Source organism: Streptomyces sp. NPDC043870 (genome assembly GCF_056435785.1).
The window spans coordinates 78619-99604 of record NZ_JBWKDT010000003.1 but is presented as its reverse complement, the minus strand read 5'-3'; the positions used below and the strand labels follow the sequence as shown (position 1 = coordinate 99604).

The window sequence follows — 20986 nt, the reverse complement described above, 5'->3', positions numbered from 1 at the left end:
CCGCGGATGAGGCACGCACGACGCAACCTTCAGCGGATCGCCCGGCTGGCGGCCGTCGGCGGGCTGGTCTGGGGCTCGCTGATGGTCTCCGACGCCATGGCGGGCGAACCGGCCGCACCGGTGACGAGAGCGGGCGGCATCCCGCCGGCCGGCGATCCGGCCGGGACTCTCGTCTCGCGGCTCGGCGAGTCCCGTACCGCAGGCAGCTGGACGGGGGCCGACGGCCGCCCGGTGGTCGCGGTGACCGACGGGGAAGCCGCAGCGGAGGTCGAGCGGGCCGGAGCGGAAGCCAAAGTCGTGCGCCACAGCATGGACCAGCTCCGCTCGGCCACCGAGACCCTGCGCTCGGCGCCACTCGTGACCGGAACCGCGTGGGCGGTGGACTACGCGTCCAACGAGGTCGTGGTGCACGCCGACAGGACTGTCTCCGCCGCCGACTGGTCGCGCATGTCCGAACTCGCCGAGAACATCGGCGGATTCGTACGCATGGAGCGGACCCAAGGCGCCTTCACCACCAGGCTGAACGGGGGTGCCTCGATGCTCGCGGGCAACATCCGCTGCACCGCCGGCTTCAACGTGACCGACGGCCGGGACACCTTCATCCTGACCGCCGGGCACTGCGGCCCCGTCGGCACCGACTGGTTCGGGGACCGTGAGCAGGGTGAGCAGATCGGCACCACCGTTGCCTCCAGCTTCCCGGGCGACGACTTCTCTCTTGTGCGGTACGCGAACGGCGCATCCCCTGAGCGCCCCGACATCGTGGAGATCGGCGAGGGGCGAGGAGTGCGGATCACCGGCGCGGCCGATCCCGTCGTCGGACAGGAGGTCTTCCGCAGCGGCAGCACGACGGGGTTCCGCTCCGGGCGGGTGACCGCGTTGAACGCCACGGTGAACTACCCCGAAGGAACGGTCACCGGTCTGATAGAGACCACGGTCTGCGCGGAACCCGGAGACAGCGGGGGCCCGCTGTTCGCGCAGGGGCTGGCGCTCGGCGTCACCTCGGGGGGCAACGGGGACTGCACGACCGGAGGCGTCACGTACTTCCAGCCGGCGACCAAGGCGATGGCAGCGCTCCGGATGAGCCCGGCAGCCGGACCGGGCGCTGCCGGCGCGGACGGCCAGGTGCCCGACTCCCCGCCGGATCCGTCCTCGTCGGCCGCCGGAGCCGTCCCACCGGGAACGCCGGGAGCCGCCGCACCGCCGGGAGCGGCCGTGTCGCCGGGAGGCGTGAGCGGACCGGGGATCGTCACCGATATCGCCGCCGGCCTCGGACCGCTCGGCGCGGTCGGTCCAGGACTCGGGGTCATCGGTGCGAGTCTGGTCCTGCTGGTCCTCAGTCGCTGGATCCAGTCGGCCCAGGGCCGCAGGGACTACCGCAACGCCTACGCCCAGACCTGGGCCTGAACCGGGCAAGGCGGGCCGGCGCGAACCGGGCGCGTCCTCGCGCACCGTCCGCGCCGGCGGCGGCCCTTGTCGGAACCCGCCCGGCGGCGAGGGGCCGGGCCCGGGGGAATTCCAGGTGACCGGCGCCCGCCGGTCTCTCTACGCTCGGCGCCATGGACCCCATGGATCTGCTCAACGTCGTCGATGTCGAGGCGACCTGCTGGGAGGGACAGCCGCCGCCCGGATCGGTCAGCGAGATCATCGAGATCGGGCTGACCGTGGTCGACCTGCGGGCGGGCGAGCGTATCGCCCGGCATCGCATTCTCGTACGGCCCGTACGGTCCACGGTCGGCGCGTTCTGCACCGAGCTGACCGGCCTCACCCAGGCCGAGGTGGACACGGGCGTCGAATTCGCCGAGGCCTGCCGGATCCTGGCCGCCGAGCACGGTGCCGGGATGCGCCCGTGGGCCAGTTGGGGCGGCTACGACCGCAATCAGTTCACCCGCCAGTGCCGGGCGACCGGGACCCCGTACCCCTTCGGTCGTCGGCACACCAACGTCAAGGCCGCCTTCACCGAAGCCCACTGCCTGCGCAAGCGCCCCGGCATGGCCGAGGCACTCCGGATCGCCGGCCTCCCGCTGGAGGGCCGTCACCACAGCGGTGAGGACGACGCCTGGAACATCGCGGCACTGGTGCTGTCGCTGGAGGACCGGGGCGGCCGGCCGGCGTAGCCGGATGCGGTCGTCGGACCCGGCCGCCTTCCGGCGGCCGGGCCGTACGCCCCCCCGGAACTCCGGCACGGAAGGCTGGGCCGGTCGTTCCGCGATACGCACTCCGGTTCCGGCTTGCGGCTTCCGTTGCGTCAACTCCTACGGTCTTCTGTGTGGCCGGAGAGACCGGCCCGGTGATGGGAGGCAGGGCAATGGCCTGGTCGATCGCGGATGTGGCCCGGATGTCCGGGGTGACGTCCCGGACACTGCGGCATTACGACGAGATCGGCCTGCTGCCGCCGGCCTGGATCGGGAGCAACGGGCACCGCCACTACGAGGAGGCCGATCTGCTGCGGCTGCAGCAGATCCTGCTGATGCGGGAGCTGGACGTGGGGCTGCGCGAGATCCGGGCGGTCCTGGACAGCCAGGCCGATCAGGTGGCCGTGCTCCGCGAGCACCACCAACGGCTGCTGGCGGAACGGGACCGGCTGGAGACGCTCGCCCGCACGGTCGGCCGCACCATCGCCGAACTGGAGGAAGGCAAGGACAACAACGACATGGCAAAGATCAACAGGCCGGAGAACCTGTTCGAGGGTTTCGAGCCCTCCCGCTCCGAGGCCGAGGCCGAGGCACGGGAGCGGTGGCCGGAGGCGTGGGAGCAGTCCCGGCAGGTCGTCGACGAGATGACCGCCGAGGACACGGAGCGGTGGCAGCGTGAGGTGACGGCGCAGATGATCCGCATCGCGGAGTTCATGGTCGCCGGCACACCGGTGGCCGATCCCGCGGTACAGGCCGAGATGGACGCCCACTACCAGGGCGTGTGCCGGTTCTGGACCCCGAACGCGGCCGCGTACAAGGGACTGGGCCGGACCTACGCCGATGACCCGGAGTTCCGTACGAACTACGACAAGATCGCCGACGGGCTGGCCGACTATCTGTGCGACGCGATGGTCGTCTACGCCGATGCCCGGCTGAGCTGACCGACGGCTCACACTGCCGGGGGGCTGCAGACCCCCGGCCGTGCAAGCAACTCTCCCATGTTGCCCGGCGTCGGCGGGGCGTATCCGCTGACGCCGGAGAGCTGTTCGCGCGGCACGAAGCCGAGCGAGGAGTACAGCCGGTACGCATCAAGGTTGTTGGTCACCTGCACGGCCCGCACGGACTCGCCCAGGACCAGGAAGTTGGAGCTTTCGTCTTGACGCCTCGGGACCGGACATGAGCCGCAGCCTGGGGAACGCGGGAGGGCCACGTCCACCGCGTTGGACCTGGGCGCGTGGCACCCGTCCTACCTCCAGACGGGTAAAACGGTCACCTGACCGGATCATGCAGCGCCCTGGCGGCGCGCGCGTCGCAGTGCAGGCGGCTGGGATGAGCCTCGTGCGGGCAGTGGGTCCGCACGCTCTGCCCCCCGCACTCCCGCGCAGTCATTGTGACCGCGGGGAAGGAAGCCAAGACATGAATAAGCGTATTCCGACCATGGGACTGCCCCGGGCGCGACGCGCGCGGGTCCTGCTCGCCTCCATAGCCGGCGTGGTCGCCGTGACCAGCCAGCTGCTGGTGTTGGCTCCTATCGCTCACTCAGTCGATCCGGAACCCAGCGGCGACCGCCAGCCCCAGCCTGCTGTCCAACCGTCCCCGTCCGGGGACGACAGTGAGGAAAAGAAGGACGAGGGCAAGGAAGGGAAGGACGAGGGCAAGGAATGGAAGAAGGACGAGGGCAAGGAAGGGAAGGACCAGGGTAAGGAAGGGAAGGACGAGGGCAAGGAATGGAAGAAGGACGAGGGTAAGGAAGGGAAGGACGAGGGCAAGGAATGGAAGAAGGACGAGGGCAAGGAAGGGAAGGACGAGGCTGAGGAACAGAAGGACCAGGGCAAGGAAGGGAACGACGAGGCCGAGAAGCAGAAGGGCCACGGTAAGGACTTCCGTAAGGACGACGACGAGGAAGAGGAAGACGAAGACGAAGCCGAGGCCAAGGAGCAGAAGGGCCACGGCAAGGACTTCCGTAAGGACGACGACGAGGAAGAGGAAGACGAAGACGAAGCCGAGGCCGAGGAACAGAAGGGCCACGGCAAGGACTTCCGTAAGGACGACGACGAGGAAGAGGAAGACGAAGACGAAGCCGAGGCCAAGGAACAGAAGGGCCACGGCAAGGAGTACCGCAAGGACCGCGGCGAGGAACACGAGGACCACGGCAAGGAATATGGCGGCAAGAACAAGCCGAAGTTCCCCAAAGTCGTGCACGGGCTGCAGCAGTTCAGTGAGGACGAGACCTTCACGCCTCCCTCGGGTGTCACCTCGGTGTTCGTCCAGGCCTGGGGCGGTGGCGGCGGTGGCGGCGGTGGCGGCGGTGGCGGCGGTGGCGGCACCAGGCCGGAAGCCGACGGCGGCGACGGAGGCGGTGGCGGTGGCGGCGGCTTCACCTGGTGTCTCGTCCCGGTCAAGCCGGGGAAGAGCTACCTGGTGGACGTCGGAACCCCCGGCGACAGCGGACCCGGTGGTGGCCCGGGCCGGGACGGTGAGAGCGGAGCAGACGGTGGCGCGACCACCTTCCTCTCGCCGAGCGGCGATGAGCTCCTGACCGCCGGAGGCGGTGACGGGGGCGAGGGAGGTACGGCCGACGACACCGATGCCGGTACGCCGGGTGCCGGCGGTGACGGCGGGGACGGGTCGTGCTCCACCGGTGGAGTGAACCGGTCCGGCTCCGACGGTACCGCGGGCAACGGGGGCGGCGCGGTCGCCGACGGCATCGTTGCCTTGCCTGACGGCGCCGCTGTCGGCGGCAGCGGCGGTGAGGGCGGCGACGGTGAGGACGATGAGTTCAACGCCATCCCTGGTGACTCCGGTGAGAATGGCGGCGCTGGATTCGCCGTCATCTACTGGTAGGTCTCTGCTGCCCCCGGCCGCCCGGCGGCCGGGGGCCTCGCAGTCGGCTTCTTCCGCTCCAGCAGAGCAGCCAACCCCCGCTTACCTGCTTGTCCGCCGGCTCCGGCTCCACGGGACAATGATGTACTACGCCGGTGTCTGCGGCCGTTCGAAACCCTGGAGCACGCCGCCGACGGAGAAGCACAACGCACCTGTGAGAGTCCCCCAGTTGGCGATGCCTGCGTTCACCAGGCTTCCTGTGCCCGGCACGGTGAAGTCCGCAAGCGCTGCGACGAAGAACAGCACGGATCCGAGCTGATTGACGGCCACGATCCACCAGCCGAGGTCGTGTGCCCGAACGGCCGGCCGGCCGTGGCACACCTCGACCAGCGCGAGATGGCCGGCGATGAGGAACAGCAGGCAGCCGACGATGTCGGGGGCCCAGATCAGCCGGTTCGCCTGCTGGGCGGAGAGCCCCTGGAGGAACGAGTCCAGCAGATTGACCCCGAACACGACCGTACCGGCGAAGAGTACGAGGGTGCTGAGCCAGTCGATGCGCATCGGCTCGTAGCTCCACCATCTCCAGCGGCCCGTCTCCAGCGCATCCGAGGTGCGCCCCCGCCGGGGAGCATTGATGGCCTGGAGGAGGGAGGCATAGCCGCCGGTGTTGAAGAACAGCCCTCCGACGAAGTAGACCGAGGCGGTCGTCGTGGGACTGGCGGCACCGAGGGCGAGCGCTGCGCCGAGGGCGAAGAGTGCTCCGCCGATCGTGAAGGTCACGGCGGCCGTGGTGTTGAGCGTACGCAGACGTCCGAGAGCCACGGCGTCCGCCGGGCGCGAGGCGGGCTCCGCGTCCTCGGCGGTGCGTACGGTGAGCACGCCCCGTTTGCGGACGGCGCGCGACTCCCAGACCGCGATGCCGCCCTCGGCGAGGCGCCAGGTCAGCCTCGTCGTGAACGGGCCTGCGCCTTCGGTGAGCTCCTCGGTGTGACCCACGCGTCAAGCGTAGTGATCCCGGCGCACATCAGCGCGAGAGTGCCAGCATCCCCAGCCGGCGCCAGTCCAGCCGCGGCCGGGCGCGGGGCACACCCGGCCGGTTGCGCGGCACCCGTACCCGCAGCGCCCCGGGCCTGATCGTGCAACGCACCGGAGTGGGCAGGACGAGCGCCTCGCCGTCCACGCCCACGTACACCTCGGGCGCCTCGGCGTCCACGACGACCTCGCGGGCGGTGAGGACGGTCAGCCCTGGCGACCGGTCACCGCGCAGCAGCCCGGCCGCCTGCGCCGCGCTGTCGACCGTGATGCTCACGACGCCGAGCACACCGCTGTCCAGCCGGTCCCGGCGCGCGACCGACGCCCGGTCGCCGGCCCGATAGGGGTTGTTGCTCACGAGCACGGCCTGCGGGGCGTCCACCGTGACATCCGCGGCCCGTACCGTCAGCCGCGGCCCTGCCTGGTGCGTCAGCACATCCGGGAACAGCTGGAGGATCGTGCCCACCTTGTCGTCGCGGTACGCGTCGCTCTGCACCACCACCGCATAGGCGCCGAACGACGCGTTGTTGACGAACACCCGGTCACCGATCATGCCGAGGTCGATCCGCAACTCGACCCCGTCCGTCAGGGCGTCCAGGGCCGCCGAGGGATCGTCCCGGTCGAGCCCGAGGTCCAGGGCGAAGTGGTTCCTGGTGCCGGCGGGAATCACGACGAACGGGACGTCGTGCTCCGCCGCAACGGCGGCGACCAGCGCCTGGGTGCCGTCCCCTCCGGCGACTCCGAGAAGATCCGCGCCCCCGGCGACGGCCTCGCGCGCGAGCGCGGCGACATCGCTCGGCCGGGCCGGATCCAGCAGCATGATCCTGGCCCCGCCGCGCTCCGCCTTCTCCCGCAGCCCGAACCGCTCCACCTTGCCCCCGCCCGAGCGCGGATTCATGATCAGGAACGGCCGTACGGGGCGGGGCGCCGCGACCGCGTGCTGACCCTTCCGCCCGGAGCTCACCGAGAGCGCCTCCCACCCGGCACCGACAGCGACAGCCCCGAGGGCGAGACAGAGCACGAGTACCCACAACAGCCCCGAACGGACCTGCAACCAGACCACCGCCACGGGCGCCGCCACGGCCAGGACGACGGCGCAGGCCCGCACCAACCCCCGGCGGGTGAGCGCCCACCACAGGGCTGCCGCCGTCACGGCCGTTCCGGCAACCGTCACCGCCACCAGCCCGATGGCTCTGAGCCCCGCGGCGAACACGAGCAGGACGACTGCCGCGGCCGCGGCCGCGATCGCCAGCCGTGCGGCCCGGCGCTGCACACGGACCCTACGTGCCGTTCCACCGTCGCCGCCCATGACACCTCCGGTGCTGTGAGCCCTTGGCTATTAGCTATTCCACAACCGCGGGAGGCGAGGCGCCTCCCGCAGTCCGCCGTTGGCGATCATGACGGGGCGCTGGGATCATGAACCCGTGGACCGACGGCACGGCGGTAGAAACCCATGGCCGAGGACGCCAAGCTGAACCCGGGCGGCGACCCGCTGCTCGTGGCGAAGTTCGCGGTACCCGCCGTACCTCCCGCCTTCGTGGCCAGGAAACGCCTCCTGGACCGGCTCACGGAGGGCACACAGGGCCCGCTGACCGTGATCACCGGCCCGGCGGGTGCGGGCAAGACCACGGTCGCCGCCTCGTGGCAGCAGACGGAGTCGGCTCCCGGCCCGGTCGTGTGGCTCACCGTGGAGAGCGACGACAACGCTCCGGGCGTGTTCTGGGCGTACGTCCTCGGCGCGTTCCGCTACCACCAGGTACCGCTGCCCGACGGCGTCGGCAGCCCCTTGCGAGCCGACAACGTCGACCATTCCCTCATCGTCCGGCTCTCGTCCGCGCTGGCGCAGCTGCCCCGGCCCGTCGTCCTCGTCCTCGACGGGTTCGAACAGGCCGCCTCGCGGGAGGTGGCCGCTGACCTGGAGTTCGTCCTCGCCCACGCGGGACCGTCCCTGCGACTCGTCCTCATCGGCCGGGTCGATCCGGCGCTCCCGCTGCACCGCTACCGGGCCGAGGGCCGGATCTGCGAGATCCGCCGCTCCGAGCTGGCGTTCACCCCGCCCGAAGCCACTCAGCTGCTGCGCCGCCACGGCCTGACTCCCTCCCCGGAGAGCGTGGGCGCGCTCACCGAGCGGACCGAGGGCTGGGCCGCCGGCCTCAGGCTGTGCGCCCTCGCCATGCGACGGGCGCCGGACCCGGAAGAAGCAGAGCACTTCGCCCAGTCCTTCGCCGCGTCCCAGAACGCCGTCGCCGACTACCTGATGGCCGAAGTCCTCGACGCCCAGCCCACCACGACGCAGGAACTGCTCGTACGGACCAGCATCCTGTCCCATATCCACCCGCGGCTCGCCGACGCCCTCACCGAACGCGAGGACGCTGCGCCGACGCTTGCCCAGCTCGCCCGTGAGAACGCCTTCGTCGAGCCGATCGGCGACACCTCCTGGTACCGCTGCCATCCGTTGTTCGCCGAGGTCCTCCGCGCCCATCTGCGCAGCAGATGCCCCGCCCTGGAGACGCGACTGCACCTGAGCGCGGCTCACTGGCTCGCCGGTCACGACCGGTTGACCGAGGCGCTCGAACACGCCTGTGCGGCGGGTGACTGGCAGTACGCCGCGGGCCTTGTCGTCGACCATCTCGCGATCGGCCGGTTCCTCACCGGTCCGGACAGCCATCGGCTCGTGCGGCTGTTCGGGGACATGCCCGCAGGCGTTTGCGGTACCGGCCCGGCCCTCGTCGCGGCGGCCTGCGCACTCGCCCGCGGCGACACCGACGAGAGCCGCAAACAGCTCGACGGGGCGTACGCACCGATGGGCGACGACGAGGCCGAAGCCGAGGGCCGGGGAACGGAGCGGCAGCTCACGCGCGCGCTGCTCCGCCTCCTCACCGGCGCGGACACGGGCACTGACGCCGACAGGGAAACGGACACCGGCACGGAAACGGGCACTGACGCCGGCGCGGGCTCCGCGTCGCCGTACGATCCGGACCGTGACGTACGCGCGTTCATGGCAAACGTGCCTCCGGCGCGGCTGGAGCAGCATCCCGAGATCGAGGCGCTGTGCTGCTACGGCCGGGCGCGCGCACTCCTCGCCGCAGGCCACCGCTCCGAGGCACGGGAGGCGTTCCAGGCGGCGCTGACCGCCGCCGACGGCGAGCAGACCCGGACGGTCCGCTACCACTGCCTCGGTGCCCTCGCCTTCACCGAGTCGGTCGACGGAATGCTGCGCGACGCCGAGACACACGCCAGGCAGGGGCTGAAGGCCGCCGAGGAACACGGCATCCCCGTCGACCACCGCACCGGGCTGTGCCATCTCGCGCTGGCCGCTGTCGCCTCCGACCGGGGTGACCTCCAGGGCGCGCGCCGGCATCTCGACGCCGCGGCCTGCTCCGGCGCGTCCGCCTCTGATCCGCTGGGTTCCGCCGAGGCCGTCGTCCTGCGCTCCCGTATCGAACTCGCGAACGGGCGGACGGCGGCGGCTCTGACTGTGCTCGACGCCCTGCCCGGATCCCCGGGAGGGACGCCCTTCGCCGGCGACGAGGCGGCGCGCCGGGTCGCCGTGGCCCGCTCCGCCGTTCACCTGGCGCGCGGTGACCCGCAGGCGGCCCTCGCGGCACTGTGCCGCTCGCCCCGCGGCGGATCCGACTGCACCGTCGCGTCGGCAGCCGCCCATCTGGCGGCCGGAGACACCGAGCGTGCGCGCCGTCTGCTGGCCCCGCTCGCCAACGGTGCGAAGCCCTGTCCCGCCGACGGGGTCCGCGCCCGGCTGCTCCTGGCCCAGGCCGCGGTCGCCGAGGAGGACACCGCGCAGGCGGTCGTGCTCGTCGGCCAGGCCCTGCACACCGCGCGCCGGCAACTGCTGCGTGCCCCTTTCACGGAGAGCGGCCCCTGGCTGCGGCATCTGCTCGCCCGCACACCCGAACTCGCCGCCGCGCACGCCTGGCTGACCGGACATCCCCCGGACGTCGACGGACGGCCGGGCGCCCCGCCTGCCCGCGACGGCTCGCCCCTCCTGGTGGAGGACCTCAGCCGGCGGGAACGCGACGTGCTGCGGCACGCCGCACAGATGATGTCGACCGAGGAGATCGCCACGGAGATGTTCCTGTCGGTCAACACCGTCAAGACGCATCTGAAGAGCATCTACCGCAAGCTGTCCGTCTCGCGCCGCGGCGAGGCGGTACGGCGCGCCCGGGACGCCGGGCTGCTGTGAGGCCCGGCTGCAGCGACCGGCAGGGTCCGCAGTGACGCCGGTCTGCTGTGACGCGGTGGGCGGGGTCACCTCACCCGGGTGATGTGCCGCCGTCGTCCGGCACGGACGATGCACGAAGAGCGAGCCCCTATTCCCACGGGGAAGTGCGCGCATGCGATACGAGTTCCGCGTCACCGGCCACCTGTCTCCGGCCCTCGCCGGTGCGTTCCCCGAGCTGGACGAGGCGACGGTGCCCGAGGAGACCGTCCTGTTCGGCCCGGTGACCGACGAGGCGCATCTGTACGGGCTGCTCGTGCGGTTCCAGGACCTCGGCCTGCATGTCGTGGAAATGCGCCGGCTGCCCGACTGATGCAGGAGTCCGCCGATGCAGGAGTCCGCCGATTCACCCCTGTGGGGTGAGGGATCCGCCGCGGCGCCGTCCGACACTGACGGCGAGCGGACGCCAGACGTCCGACGGCAACGGCAGGAGGACGGCGATGTACGACACTGTCTACCTCGCGTACGACTATCCGGTTCTGGGCGCGTTCTGGACCGTGATGTGGATCTTCCTCTGGGTCATGTGGTTCCTGCTGCTCTTCCGGGTCATCGTGGACATATTCCGCGACCACGACATGAACGGATGGGCCAAGGCGGCGTGGCTGCTCTTCGTGCTGATCATCCCGTTCCTCGGTGTGCTGGTCTACGTGATCGTGCGCGGCAAGGACATGGGAAAGCGCGAGATCCAGCAGGCGCGGGACCAGCAGGCAGCCATGGACGAATACATCCGACAGACCGCCAAGGGCGCCGGTCCCGGCGACGACCTGGCCAAGCTCTCCGAACTCAAGGCCAAGGGAGACCTGACCGAGGAGGAGTTCCAGCGGGCCAAGGCGAAGCTCCTGAGCTGAGCCGCCCCAACACGAGGAGACATCATGAACCAGACGACCAAGACATACGCCGAGGGCCACAAGGCCATGGTCGGCGGGCTGGTGACGTTCGCCGGAGTCATGCTGATCGTCGCCGGAGTCCTCGATCTGTTCCGGGGAATCATGGCGATCGCCAAGGACGACATCTACGTCGCAACGCCCCGCTACGTGTTCCGCTTCGACCTCACGGCCTGGGGCTGGATCCATCTGATTCTCGGCGTCGTCGCCATCGTGGTCGGCTTCAGCCTCTTCCAGGCAGCTCTGTGGTCCCGGATCGCGGGCATCATCCTCGCGGGCCTGCTGCTGATCGCCAACTTCCTCTCCCTGCCGTACTACCCGCTGTGGTCCCTCATCGCGATCGCGATCTACATCGCCATCATCTGGGCCCTGTGCGTCGTGCGACCGGCCGAAGAGTGACGGGTGAGGGAGGCGGCCGGCCACAAGGCCGCCTCGTTCACGAACAGGCGAGCCCAACGGGCGCACCCCCGCCCCGCGGGCTGCAATGAACAGGTGACGGCGACTCCCGACGACTGCCTCGCGCGCAACGACTGGATCTGTGGCGAGTACCTCTCCACGCGCAGCGAGATTCTCCGGGACGCGGTCCTCCAGCACCTCCAGCTGACCCTCGTCTCCGTGGGCCTGGGGCTGCTGCTCGCCGTACCCCTCGCCGTCGCGGCCCGCCGCTGGCGCTGGGCCGCCGGGCCCGTCCTCGGAGTGACGACGATCCTCTACACGATCCCGTCGCTCGCGATGTTCTCGCTGCTGCTCCCGGTGTACGGACTGTCCGCGTCGCTCGTCGTCGCGGGCCTCGTCCTCTACTCGCTCACCCTCCTGGTGCGGAACATCCTCGCGGGACTGCGCTCCGTCCCCGAGGAGACCCGGCAGGCCGCACGCGGCATGGGCTACGGTCCCGTACGCCTGCTCCTCACCGTCGAGATGCCCCTCGCCCTGCCCGCCGCGATGGCCGGGCTGCGGATCGCGACGGTCTCCGCCGTCTCCCTCCTCACGATCGGCGCGATCGTCGGCTTCGGCGGCCTCGGCAACCTCATCTACTCCGGGATGAACACCTACTTCAAGGCCCAGGTGCTCACCGCCTCCGTGATCTGCGTGATCATCGCCGTCGTCGCCGATGTCGTACTCCTCGGCGTCCAGCGGCTGCTCACCCCGTGGACGAGACAGTCCGGGCGGGCCGCCGAATGAACACGCTCGCCCAGACCTGGGACTGGCTGACCAGCTCCGCCAACTGGTCGGGCGACAACGGCGTGTGGAACCGGCTCGGCCAGCATCTCTATCTCACGGTCGTCTGTCTGCTGATCAGCTGCGTCATCGCGCTGCCCGTCGCTCTCGTCCTCGGGCACCTCGGCAAGGGCGGCGCACTGGCCGTCAACATCTCCAACGTGGGCCGGGCCGTGCCCACCTTCGCCGTACTGGTCCTGCTGCTGCTCAGCCCCATCGGCACCTGGGGCGACTGGCCGACGGTCATCGCCCTGGTGCTGTTCGCCGTACCGCCGCTGCTGACCAACGCGTACGTGGGGATGCGCGGCGTCGACCAGGACGTCGTGCGGGCCGCCCGGGGGATGGGCATGACCGGCACCCAGCTGCTGTTCCGCGTGGAACTCCCGCTCGCGATGCCGCTGATCCTCACCGGCGTACGGATCGCCGCCGTGCAGCTCGTCGCCACCGCGACCATCGCCGCGCTCGCCGGTGGCGGCGGGCTCGGCCGGATCATCACGGCGGGCTTCAACCTCGCCTCCACCCCGCAGGTCGTCGCCGGCGCCGTCCTCGTCGCCGTCTTCGCGCTGCTCGTCGAGGCGGTCTTCGTGGCCGTGGAGCGGCTGGCACCCGCGTGGGCACGGGGGACAGGAGCATGAGGCCGCTCCGTACGCTGCTTCTCCTCCTGCTCCTTCCGGCGGTCGCGGACCTGCCGGCGGTGACCGGCTGCACCACGGGCCCCTCCCTGGAGAACCAGGGCGAGGTGACCGCTTCGCCCGGCGACAGCAGGCATCTGATCATCGGCTCCGCCGGATTCACCGAGAGCGACCTGCTCGCCCAGATGTACGCCCTGCTGCTCGAACAGGCCGGATACCACACACGGATCGTCTCCGTCACCAACCGTGAGATCTACGAACCCGCCCTGGAGAGCGGCCAGATCGATGTCGTGCCCGAGTACGCGGCGACCCTTGCGGACTGGCTCAATGCCAAGGTCAACGGCCCGGGGGCGCCGGCCGTCGGCACACCCGACCTCAACGCCACGATGACCGCGCTGCGCTCCCTCGCCACCCCGCGCGGCCTCGCGGTCCTCGACGCGGGCAAGGCGGTCGACCAGAACGCCTTCGCCGTCACCGCGGAGTTCGCCCGTACCCATCATCTGAAGACGCTGAGCGACCTCGGCAGGTCCAAGCAGCCCGTACGCCTCGCCGCGGGCGACGAATGCGTCCAGCGGCCGTACTGCGCCCCCGGGCTGAAGCAGACGTACGGCATCCACATCACCGGGATCGACCCCAAGGGCGTCGGCACCACCCAGGCCAAGCAGGCGGTCCAGTCGGGTCAGGACCAGATGGTCCTGACCACGACCACCGACGCCACCCTCGACGACTTCGGCCTCGTGCTCCTGAAGGACGACAAGCGATTGCAGAACGCCGACTACATCGTCCCCGTCGTCAACCGTGCACGGGCGGGCGGCGAAGGCGTCACCAAGGCCCTGGAGAAGCTGAACTCCGTACTCACCACGGCGGACCTCGCACGGCTCAACGAACAGGTCGACAGCTGGCGGCGGCTGCCCGAGGACGTCGCGAGGGAGTACCTGGAGTCCAAGGGGCTGCTCCCACGGTGAAACCCGGCCACGTCACCTGTCCGACGGCGGCCCGGCCTGCGCGGAGCCCGGCCGTCCCGCATACGCCCGGCCCTACCGGCCTGTCAGGCGTCCGACACCGAGTCGAAGTCGACCTCGTCGCGCGGTACGCCCTGCGCGTCCGCGTCGACCGAACGGCGCAGCGCCTCGTGCAGTTTCGCCGGGGTCAGCACCCCTGCGAAGCGGGCCCCGTCCACCACCGCGACCCAGCCCGCGTCGTGCTGCAGCATCTCGCTGAACGCCTGCTTCAGCGGTGCCCCGAGCGGCACCCAGGCTTCCATCCGCCGCGCCAGATCACCGACCGTGCCCTGTTCCCCGGCGATGGACAGGGCCTCCGCGGAAACCCAGCCGTGCAGGTCTCCCGCGGCGCTGAGCACCACCGCCCAGCGGGCGTCCTCGGCGCGCAGCCGGGCCGATGCCTCCTTGGCCGGCTCGTCGACGCGTGCGAGCGCCGGCTCCTCCAGGTCGTCGGCCTCGATCTCGGTGACCGAGAGCCGCTTGAGCCCACGGTCGGCGCCGACGAACTGCGCGACGTAGTCGGTCGCGGGTGCGCCGAGCACGGCCCCGGGCGTGTCGAACTGCTCGATGCGGCCCTGTCCGTACACGGCGATACGGTCGCCCATCCGTACCGCCTCCTCGATGTCGTGGGTGACGAGCAGCACCGTCTTGCGGACCGTCTCCTGGAGGTTCAGGAACTCGTTCTGCAGCCGTTCCCGCACCACCGGGTCGACCGCGCCGAACGGCTCGTCCATCAGCAGTACCGGCGGATCGGCCGCCAGTGCGCGGGCCACGCCCACCCGCTGGCGCTGGCCGCCGGAGAGCTGCGCCGGATACCGCGAGCCGTAGGTCGACGGGTCGAGTCCCACCAGGTCGAGCAGCTCGGCGGCGCGTGCCCGGGCCTTCGTCTTCTTCCAGCCGATCAGCGAGGGCACCGTCGCGGTGTTGTCGAGGATCGTCCGGTGCGGGAAGAGCCCGACCTGCTGGATGACATAGCCGATGCGGCGGCGCAGCTTGACCGGGTCGACGCCGGAGATGTCCTCGCCGTCGACGAGGATGCGGCCCGACGTCGGCTCGATGAGCCGGTTCACCATCATCATCGTGGTCGTCTTGCCGCAGCCGGACGGGCCCACCAGGGTGACCAGTTCTCCTTCGGCAACCTCGAAGGACAGGTCGTCCACGGCGGTCGTACCGTCCGGGTAGACCTTGCTGACCTGCTCGAACCGGATCATGGGTCCACGCTAGGCGCGGCCGGAGCGGCACGCACACGGGCCGGGACCGGCGAGGCGACGCCGGAGAGCACGGTCAACGGGCTGAACTCCGTCTCTTGCCATGACCCTTGCGAGGCTCTGCGCGAGGCTGCTATCCAGACAGTTAGGAAAGTTTCCTGCCAGTCCCCTCCCGTGGAGACCCCCATGAGACCGGCACGTTTCTGTTTACGCTCGCTCGGCGGAGTCGGAGCCGTCGTGGCCGCTCTGCTCCTCGGCGTCACCGCCGCGCCGCCGGCTCCGGCGGCTCCCGCACCGGTGGCCGCCCCAGCCGCCGCCGTCATCACCCATGAAGCCGAGAGCGCGGCGATCTCACAAGGCGCCGTGGAGTCCAACCACACCGGCTTCACCGGCACCGGCTTCGTCAACTACACCAACGTCGCCGGTTCCTACGTCGAGTGGACGGTCGACGCCGCACAGGCGGGCAGTGCCGCACTGACCTTCCGGTACGCCAACGGCACGACGTCCAACCGCGTCATGGACATCACCGTCAACGGCGCGGTCGTCGCCCACGACAAGGCCTTCGGCGGCACCGGTGCCTGGACCTCCTGGTCCACCACGGGCGTGACCGCCCAGCTCAAGGCCGGCGCCAACACGATCAGGGCCACCGCCACCACTGCGGGCGGCGGACCCAATGTGGACCATCTCGCCGTGGACACCGCACCCGCCCCCGGCGGCAGGACACCCGTCGAGACCAACGGACAGCTCGAGGTCTGCGGAACCAAGCTCTGCAACCAGTACGGCAAGCCCGTCCAGCTGCGTGGCATGTCCACCCACGGCCTGCAGTGGTACAGCCAGTGCGTCACCTCCGGCTCGCTGAACGCCCTGGCCACCGACTGGAACGCGGACGTGCTGCGCATCTCCATGTACATCCAGGAAGGCGGCTACGAGACCAACCCGCGCAAGTTCACGGACCTGGTCCATTCGATCATCGAGCAGGCCACCGCGCGCGGCATGTACGCAATCGTCGACTGGCACATGCTCGACCCCGGCGACCCGCACCACAACCTGAGCCGCGCCAAGACGTTCTTCACCGAGATCGCCCAGCGCCACGGCAACAAGAACAACCTGCTGTACGAGATCGCCAACGAGCCCAGCGAGGTCAGCTGGTCACGGATCAAGAGCTACGCCGAACAGCTCATCCCGGTCATCCGCCGGCAGGACCCCGACACCCCCGTCCTGGTGGGCACCCGCGCATGGTCCTCGCTCGGTGTCTCCGACGGCGCCGACGAGACCGAGGTCGTCAACAACCCGGTGAACGCCTCCAACATCATGTACACCTTCCACTTCTACGCCTACTCGCACCGGGACGAGTACCTGAACACCCTCTCCCGCGCCGCCGACAGGCTGCCGATGTTCGTCACCGAGTTCGGCACCCAGAACTACGCAGGTGAGGGCAGCAACGACTTCACGATGTCCCAGCGCTACATCGATCTGATGGCGAACAAGAAGATCAGCTGGGTCAACTGGAACTACTCCGACGACAACCGCACCGGGGCCGTCTTCAAGGGCGGCACCTGCGACAGCAACGGCCCCTGGACCGGCACCGGGCCGCTGAAGCCCGCCGGAGTCTGGGTCCGCGACCGCATCAGAACCGCGGACGACTTCCCGACCGGCTGATCCGCCTCGGTGCGACCCCCGCCCGCCCATGTGATGCACTGGGCGGGCGGGGGCCTACCAGTACAGGACTCAGAGCAGGAGCAGCGTTGACCAGCTACCGGCAGCCGGGCCTCGTCCTCACGGACCGCCACTTCACCGTCCCCCTCGACCACGCCGACCCGTCGGGGGAGCAGATCGGGCTGTACGGCCGCGAGGTCGTGTCGAGCGCCCGGGCGGGGGCCGACCTGCCCTGGCTGGTGTACCTGGAGGGCGGGCCCGGTTTCGGAGCGCGGCGCTTTCCGGGCAAGCAGGCCTGGCTGGGACGCGCGGTGCAGGAGTTCCGGGTCCTGCTGCTCGACCAGCGCGGCACCGGGCTCTCCACCCCCGCCAACCGGCAGACTCTGCCCCTGCGCGGCGGGCCGGAGGAGCAGGCCCGCTACCTCATGCACTTCCGCGCCGACAGCATCGTCCTCGACTGCGAAGCGGTGCGGCGGCAGCTGACCGGTGGAGCGCGCTGGACCGTGCTGGGGCAGAGCTTCGGCGGATTCTGCGCCACCCACTACCTCTCGACCGCGCCGGAAGGACTGCGGACCGTCCTGATCACCGGTGGGCTGCCATCGCTCGACGCCTGCGCCGAGGACGTGTACCGGGCCGCCTACCCCCGTATCCAGCGGAAGAACGAGGCCCACTACGCCCGCTACCCGCAGGATGCCGAACGGGCCCGGCGCATCGCCGAACACCTCGCCGAGCACCGGACCGTGCTCCCCGGCGGTTATGTGCTCACTCCCGAGGCGTTCCAGTCGCTGGGGATCCAGCTGGGCACCGGCGACGGCAGCCACCAGCTGCACTATCTGCTGGAGAACGCGTTCGTCCGCGCGGCGGCCGGGGACGAACTCTCCGACACCTTCCAGGAAGGTGTCCTGGCAGCGCTGTCCTACGCCCGGCATCCTCTGTACGCCGTACTGCACGAGGCGATCTACGCCCAGGGCAGGACGCCCACGTCCTGGGCGGCCGAGCGGGTCCGCGCCGAGTTCCCGCAGTTCGACCCGGCGAAGACACTGGCGGGGGACGGGCCGCTGCTGTTCACGGGAGAGTCCGTGCATCCCTGGCACTTCGAGACCGACCCCGCCCTGCGGCCATTGCGCGAGGCCGCCGAGATCCTCGCCGCCCGCACCGGCTGGCCCCCGCTCTACGACGTGGAACGCCTCGCGGTCAATGACGTCCCGGTCGCCGCCGCCGTCTACCACGACGACATGTACGTCGACACCGAGCACTCCCTCGCGACGGCACGCGCCATCCGCGGACTGCGCACCTGGGTCACCGACGAGTACGAGCACGACGGCGTCCGCGCCTCCGGGCCCCGCGTCCTGGACCGGCTGCTGGCCCTGGTCCGCGACGAGGTGTAAGGACAAAGGGCAGGAGAGCCGCGGGACCCGCCGATACGCTGCCCGTATGACCGAACCTCAGCTCGAAGCGATGCCCGACGACTGGGAGCGCGCGCTTGCCGTCGTCGCCCACCCCGACGATCTCGAGTACGGCTGCGCCGCGGCCATCGCCGGATGGACGGACAGCGGCAAGGACGTCGCCTACCTGCTCGCCAGCCGTGGCGAGGCCGGTATCGACAGCATCGAACCGGCCGTCTGCGCACCGCTGCGCGAACGGGAGCAGCGGGCGAGCGCGGCCGTCGTCGGGGTGTCCACCGTGGAGTTCCTCGACCACCGGGACGGCGTGATCGAGTACGGCACCGGGCTGCGCAGGGACATCGCCGCCGCGGTCCGGCGGCACCGCCCCGAACTGATCATCACGCTCAACCACCGGGACACCTGGGGCTCCGCCGCCGGCGGCGCGTGGAACACACCGGACCACCGCGCCGTCGGCCGTGCCACCCTGGACGCGGTCGCCGACGCGGGCAACCGGTGGATCTTTCCCGAACTCCGCACCGAGCAGGGCCTCGAGCCGTGGGGCGGGGTGCGCTGGGTGGCGATCGCGGGCTCCGCCACGCCCACGCACGCGGTGGACGCGACCCCAGGACTCGAGCGTTCCGTCCACTCCCTGCTGGAGCATCGCGCCTACATCGAGGCGCTCACCGACAAGCAACCCGAGGACTACTGCCGCGACTTCCTGTTCGGCAACGCACGGGCGGCGGCCCCGCGTTTCGGCGGGCGGCCCGCCGTGACCTTCGAGCTCTTCAGCTTCGAGCAGTTCTGACGTACCGTCAGGAGCATGTGCGGGGGCGGGCGATGATCGACACACTGGACCCGGAGATCGCCGAGGGCGAGGAGCGGATACGGCTCGACGTCCAGGACGACGGCATCGGCGTCCTCACCCTCTGCCGGCCGGAGAAGCTCAACGGGTGGAGCTGGGAGTCCAGCCGCCAGCTCGGTCTGATGACCGACCGGATCCGCTTCGACGAGCGCGTCAGGGCCGTCCTGCTGCGCGCCGAGGGCCGGGCCTTCTGCGCGGGGATCGACGTCACCGCGCCGGGCGGCGCCATCACCGGCCGCTCGGCCGCGGAGCGCACCCAGAACTACTACGAGGGCATCCGCTGGGTCCATGAACGCTTCGCCGCCTTCGCCCGGCTGCCCCAGCCGGTGGTCGCCGCCGTCCACGGCTACTGCCTCGGATTCGGCTTCGAGCTGGCCCTGATGGCCGACATCCGGATCGCCGCCGACGACGCCGTCTTCGCTCTCCCCGAGGCGCAGATCGGCGTCGCCGTCGACGCGGGTGGCGATCTCCGTCTCGCACGTGACGCGGGCGCCGGCTGGGCGAAGTACCTCGCCCTCACCGGCCGGCGCATCGACGCGGCCACCGCTCACCGCCTCGGCATCGTCCAACGCGTCACCGCACAGGGTGAGTTGGCTGAGGAGTCGCGGGCGACTGCCGCCGCGATCGCGGCGAATGCGCCGCTCGCGGTGCGCGCGATCAAACGGAACATCGACGCCTACGCGGACGCGGGGCTCTCCGGAGCCCTTGACCGTACGGCCCTGAGCGCGGCCCTCACCCTCACCTCCGAGGACGCCCGCGAGGGCTACGCCGCCAAAGCGGCCCGCCGGCCGCCCTCCTTCGACGGCCGCTGACCGGCACCGCGCCGCGGGCACACGATGACGCGGCGCGCGCATCGAGACGTGACGCGTGTACGAGACGGCGTGCGCACGGAGACGCCGCGCATACGAATGCTCCGCGCGCTCGTTGACGCGGCGCCTCACCCTTCGAACGGTCCGCGCCCCAGTTGCTCCCGCACCGGAACCACCGGCGGATTCACCAGACCCCTGCGCTGCCAGTTCGCGCCGTCCACCACCAGCGTGTGGCCGGTGATGAACCGGGCGTAGGGGGAGGCCAGAAAGGTCGCCGCCCAGCCCAGTTCACGCGGCAGCCCCACCCGCAGCGCGGGCTGGCGGGCCGCACCCTGAGGCGCCCCGTCGAGAGTGCCGCGGATGGCGCGAGTCATGTCCTCGTGCGGCATCAGGCCCGGCACCAGCCCGTTGACCTGGATGCCGTACGGGCCCCATTCGACGGCGAGCGTCTCCACGAGGGACTTCACCCCGGCCTTCGCTGCGGCCGAGTGGACATGGCCGGGACCGCCCGTCCACGCGTACGACGCCCCGACATTGATCACCGAACCCGGTGTCCCCGCCGCCAGATGGTGCCGGGCGAACTCCCGTGCCATGAACCAGGTGCCGTTCAGCGTGATGTCCACGACCGCCCGCCAGGCGTTCGGGGACAACTCCTCCGCCGGGGAAGGGAAGTTGGCGGCGGCGTTGTTCACCAGCACATCGGGGGTGCCCGTACCGGCGGCCACCGTGCCGAAGACCTCGGCGATCCGCTCCGGGTCCCTGATGTCGCAGACGGCGACCGTCACCCGCCCGCCGAACCGGCTCAGCTCCGTGCGCGCCGCCTCCAGGCGCTCGGCGTTCCGGGACACGATCACCAGATCCGCGCCGAGCCGGGCGAACTCCTCGGCGATGGCCCTGCCGAGCCCCGATCCGCCCCCGGTGACCAGGACCGTCGTCCCGTCGTACGTTCCCGCGGGCAGCGCGCTCGCGCCGCGCGGCGGAGGGCCGGGCAGGCCGGGAAGCCCGCGCGGCCCGGACAGGGCGGGCTGCGTGACGCCGTCATCCGTCATGGCCGCATCGATACCGGCTGTCCGCGCAAACCTCCATGCCCGTGCGCCGATCGGCGGC

20 protein-coding genes are annotated in these 20986 nt (G+C 70.8%); 15 read left to right on the top strand and 5 right to left on the bottom strand.

Going from position 1 to position 20986, the window contains the following annotated elements; translation table 11 throughout:
• Window positions 1-6: 6 nt before the first annotated feature.
• The 3 genes from AC0699_RS04990 to AC0699_RS04980 all read left to right on the top strand — a co-directional run bounded on the left by AC0699_RS04990 (window position 7) and on the right by AC0699_RS04980 (window position 3073).
• A complete protein-coding gene (locus tag AC0699_RS04990) occupies window positions 7-1404 on the top strand; it encodes a S1 family peptidase (RefSeq protein WP_478655733.1) in 1398 nt (465 codons plus the stop codon).
• A gap of 152 nt (window positions 1405-1556) precedes the next feature.
• The gene (locus AC0699_RS04985; protein ID WP_478655731.1) at window positions 1557-2114 is read left to right on the top strand and encodes a 3'-5' exonuclease; all 558 of its coding nucleotides are present in this window, start codon (window positions 1557-1559) and stop codon (window positions 2112-2114) included.
• A 191-nt stretch (window positions 2115-2305) separates the two neighbouring features.
• Complete coding sequence (locus AC0699_RS04980; protein ID WP_478656370.1) at window positions 2306-3073, top strand: MerR family transcriptional regulator; 768 nt, start codon at window positions 2306-2308, stop codon at window positions 3071-3073.
• An 8-nt stretch (window positions 3074-3081) separates the two neighbouring features.
• Here AC0699_RS04980 and AC0699_RS04975 read toward each other — a convergent pair whose 3' ends face one another.
• Window positions 3082-3243, bottom strand: a complete 162-nt coding sequence (locus AC0699_RS04975; RefSeq protein WP_478655729.1) for a hypothetical protein — start codon at window positions 3241-3243, stop codon at window positions 3082-3084.
• 305 nt (window positions 3244-3548) lie between these two features.
• On the opposite strand from AC0699_RS04975, the gene AC0699_RS04970 reads away from it, so the two are divergent.
• On the top strand, window positions 3549-4976 hold the full coding sequence (locus AC0699_RS04970) for a hypothetical protein (protein WP_478655726.1): 1428 nt from the start codon (window positions 3549-3551) through the stop codon (window positions 4974-4976).
• 126 nt (window positions 4977-5102) lie between these two features.
• On the opposite strand, the gene AC0699_RS04965 is transcribed toward AC0699_RS04970, so the two are convergent.
• Window positions 5103-5951, bottom strand: coding sequence for a hypothetical protein (locus AC0699_RS04965; RefSeq protein WP_478655724.1), 849 nt, complete (start codon window positions 5949-5951; stop codon window positions 5103-5105).
• 28 nt (window positions 5952-5979) lie between these two features.
• Window positions 5980-7296 carry a diacylglycerol/lipid kinase family protein gene (locus tag AC0699_RS04960; RefSeq protein WP_478655722.1) on the bottom strand — a complete coding sequence of 439 codons (1317 nt, stop codon included), beginning with the start codon at window positions 7294-7296 and terminating at the stop codon, window positions 5980-5982.
• Window positions 7297-7440: 144 nt separating this feature from the next.
• Between AC0699_RS04960 and AC0699_RS04955 the strand changes: the two genes are divergently transcribed.
• The 7 genes from AC0699_RS04955 to AC0699_RS04925 all read left to right on the top strand — a co-directional run bounded on the left by AC0699_RS04955 (window position 7441) and on the right by AC0699_RS04925 (window position 13923).
• Window positions 7441-10188: a winged helix-turn-helix domain-containing protein gene (locus tag AC0699_RS04955; RefSeq protein ID WP_478655720.1), complete on the top strand. Its 2748-nt coding sequence runs from the start codon at window positions 7441-7443 to the stop codon at window positions 10186-10188.
• Window positions 10189-10339: 151 nt separating this feature from the next.
• Complete coding sequence (locus AC0699_RS04950; RefSeq protein ID WP_453667738.1) at window positions 10340-10537, top strand: hypothetical protein; 198 nt, start codon at window positions 10340-10342, stop codon at window positions 10535-10537.
• A 127-nt stretch (window positions 10538-10664) separates the two neighbouring features.
• Window positions 10665-11072: an SHOCT domain-containing protein gene (locus AC0699_RS04945; protein ID WP_478655717.1), complete on the top strand. Its 408-nt coding sequence runs from the start codon at window positions 10665-10667 to the stop codon at window positions 11070-11072.
• A gap of 24 nt (window positions 11073-11096) precedes the next feature.
• Window positions 11097-11507 carry a DUF7144 family membrane protein gene (locus AC0699_RS04940; RefSeq protein WP_478655714.1) on the top strand — a complete coding sequence of 137 codons (411 nt, stop codon included), beginning with the start codon at window positions 11097-11099 and terminating at the stop codon, window positions 11505-11507.
• Between the two features lie 93 nt (window positions 11508-11600).
• Entirely contained in the window at window positions 11601-12290 is a 690-nt protein-coding gene (locus AC0699_RS04935; protein ID WP_478655712.1) for an ABC transporter permease, read from the top strand.
• A complete protein-coding gene (locus tag AC0699_RS04930; protein WP_478656368.1) occupies window positions 12287-12961 on the top strand; it encodes an ABC transporter permease in 675 nt (224 codons plus the stop codon). The genes AC0699_RS04935 and AC0699_RS04930 overlap by 4 nt, the downstream gene beginning before the upstream one ends.
• On the top strand, window positions 12958-13923 hold the full coding sequence (locus AC0699_RS04925; RefSeq protein WP_478655710.1) for an ABC transporter substrate-binding protein: 966 nt from the start codon (window positions 12958-12960) through the stop codon (window positions 13921-13923). The genes AC0699_RS04930 and AC0699_RS04925 overlap by 4 nt, the downstream gene beginning before the upstream one ends.
• 83 nt (window positions 13924-14006) lie before the next feature.
• Here AC0699_RS04925 and AC0699_RS04920 read toward each other — a convergent pair whose 3' ends face one another.
• Window positions 14007-15170, bottom strand: coding sequence for an ABC transporter ATP-binding protein (locus tag AC0699_RS04920; RefSeq protein WP_478655708.1), 1164 nt, complete (start codon window positions 15168-15170; stop codon window positions 14007-14009).
• 183 nt (window positions 15171-15353) lie between these two features.
• Here AC0699_RS04920 and AC0699_RS04915 point away from each other — a divergent pair, with 183 nt between their 5' ends.
• The 4 genes from AC0699_RS04915 to AC0699_RS04900 all read left to right on the top strand — a co-directional run bounded on the left by AC0699_RS04915 (window position 15354) and on the right by AC0699_RS04900 (window position 19882).
• Window positions 15354-16826, top strand: a complete 1473-nt coding sequence (locus AC0699_RS04915) for a cellulase family glycosylhydrolase (protein ID WP_478655705.1) — start codon at window positions 15354-15356, stop codon at window positions 16824-16826.
• A gap of 86 nt (window positions 16827-16912) precedes the next feature.
• The gene (locus AC0699_RS04910) at window positions 16913-18211 is read left to right on the top strand and encodes an alpha/beta fold hydrolase (RefSeq protein WP_478655703.1); all 1299 of its coding nucleotides are present in this window, start codon (window positions 16913-16915) and stop codon (window positions 18209-18211) included.
• Between the two features lie 46 nt (window positions 18212-18257).
• Window positions 18258-19013 carry a PIG-L deacetylase family protein gene (locus AC0699_RS04905; RefSeq protein ID WP_478655701.1) on the top strand — a complete coding sequence of 252 codons (756 nt, stop codon included), beginning with the start codon at window positions 18258-18260 and terminating at the stop codon, window positions 19011-19013.
• 32 nt (window positions 19014-19045) lie between these two features.
• The gene (locus AC0699_RS04900) at window positions 19046-19882 is read left to right on the top strand and encodes an enoyl-CoA hydratase/isomerase family protein (RefSeq protein WP_478655698.1); all 837 of its coding nucleotides are present in this window, start codon (window positions 19046-19048) and stop codon (window positions 19880-19882) included.
• 125 nt (window positions 19883-20007) lie between these two features.
• On the opposite strand, the gene AC0699_RS04895 is transcribed toward AC0699_RS04900, so the two are convergent.
• Window positions 20008-20928 carry an SDR family oxidoreductase gene (locus tag AC0699_RS04895; RefSeq protein ID WP_478655696.1) on the bottom strand — a complete coding sequence of 307 codons (921 nt, stop codon included), beginning with the start codon at window positions 20926-20928 and terminating at the stop codon, window positions 20008-20010.
• Window positions 20929-20986: the final 58 nt, after the last annotated feature.

Bases quoted from the DNA above. Each gene is read 5' to 3' on its own strand.
- AC0699_RS04900 (WP_478655698.1), top strand. From the start codon at position 19,046: ATGATCGACACACTGGACCCGGAGATCGCCGAGGGCGAGGAGCGGATA.
- AC0699_RS04960 (WP_478655722.1), bottom strand. From the start codon at position 7,296: ATGGGCGGCGACGGTGGAACGGCACGTAGGGTCCGTGTGCAGCGCCGG.
- AC0699_RS04930 (WP_478656368.1), top strand. From the start codon at position 12,287: ATGAACACGCTCGCCCAGACCTGGGACTGGCTGACCAGCTCCGCCAAC.
- AC0699_RS04990 (WP_478655733.1), top strand. From the start codon at position 7: ATGAGGCACGCACGACGCAACCTTCAGCGGATCGCCCGGCTGGCGGCC.
- AC0699_RS04950 (WP_453667738.1), top strand. From the start codon at position 10,340: ATGCGATACGAGTTCCGCGTCACCGGCCACCTGTCTCCGGCCCTCGCC.
- AC0699_RS04905 (WP_478655701.1), top strand. From the start codon at position 18,258: ATGACCGAACCTCAGCTCGAAGCGATGCCCGACGACTGGGAGCGCGCG.
- AC0699_RS04945 (WP_478655717.1), top strand. From the start codon at position 10,665: ATGTACGACACTGTCTACCTCGCGTACGACTATCCGGTTCTGGGCGCG.
- AC0699_RS04970 (WP_478655726.1), top strand. From the start codon at position 3,549: ATGAATAAGCGTATTCCGACCATGGGACTGCCCCGGGCGCGACGCGCG.
- AC0699_RS04895 (WP_478655696.1), bottom strand. From the start codon at position 20,928: ATGACGGATGACGGCGTCACGCAGCCCGCCCTGTCCGGGCCGCGCGGG.
- AC0699_RS04925 (WP_478655710.1), top strand. From the start codon at position 12,958: ATGAGGCCGCTCCGTACGCTGCTTCTCCTCCTGCTCCTTCCGGCGGTC.
- AC0699_RS04985 (WP_478655731.1), top strand. From the start codon at position 1,557: ATGGACCCCATGGATCTGCTCAACGTCGTCGATGTCGAGGCGACCTGC.
- AC0699_RS04980 (WP_478656370.1), top strand. From the start codon at position 2,306: ATGGCCTGGTCGATCGCGGATGTGGCCCGGATGTCCGGGGTGACGTCC.
- AC0699_RS04955 (WP_478655720.1), top strand. From the start codon at position 7,441: ATGGCCGAGGACGCCAAGCTGAACCCGGGCGGCGACCCGCTGCTCGTG.
- AC0699_RS04915 (WP_478655705.1), top strand. From the start codon at position 15,354: ATGAGACCGGCACGTTTCTGTTTACGCTCGCTCGGCGGAGTCGGAGCC.
- AC0699_RS04920 (WP_478655708.1), bottom strand. From the start codon at position 15,170: ATGATCCGGTTCGAGCAGGTCAGCAAGGTCTACCCGGACGGTACGACC.
- AC0699_RS04940 (WP_478655714.1), top strand. From the start codon at position 11,097: ATGAACCAGACGACCAAGACATACGCCGAGGGCCACAAGGCCATGGTC.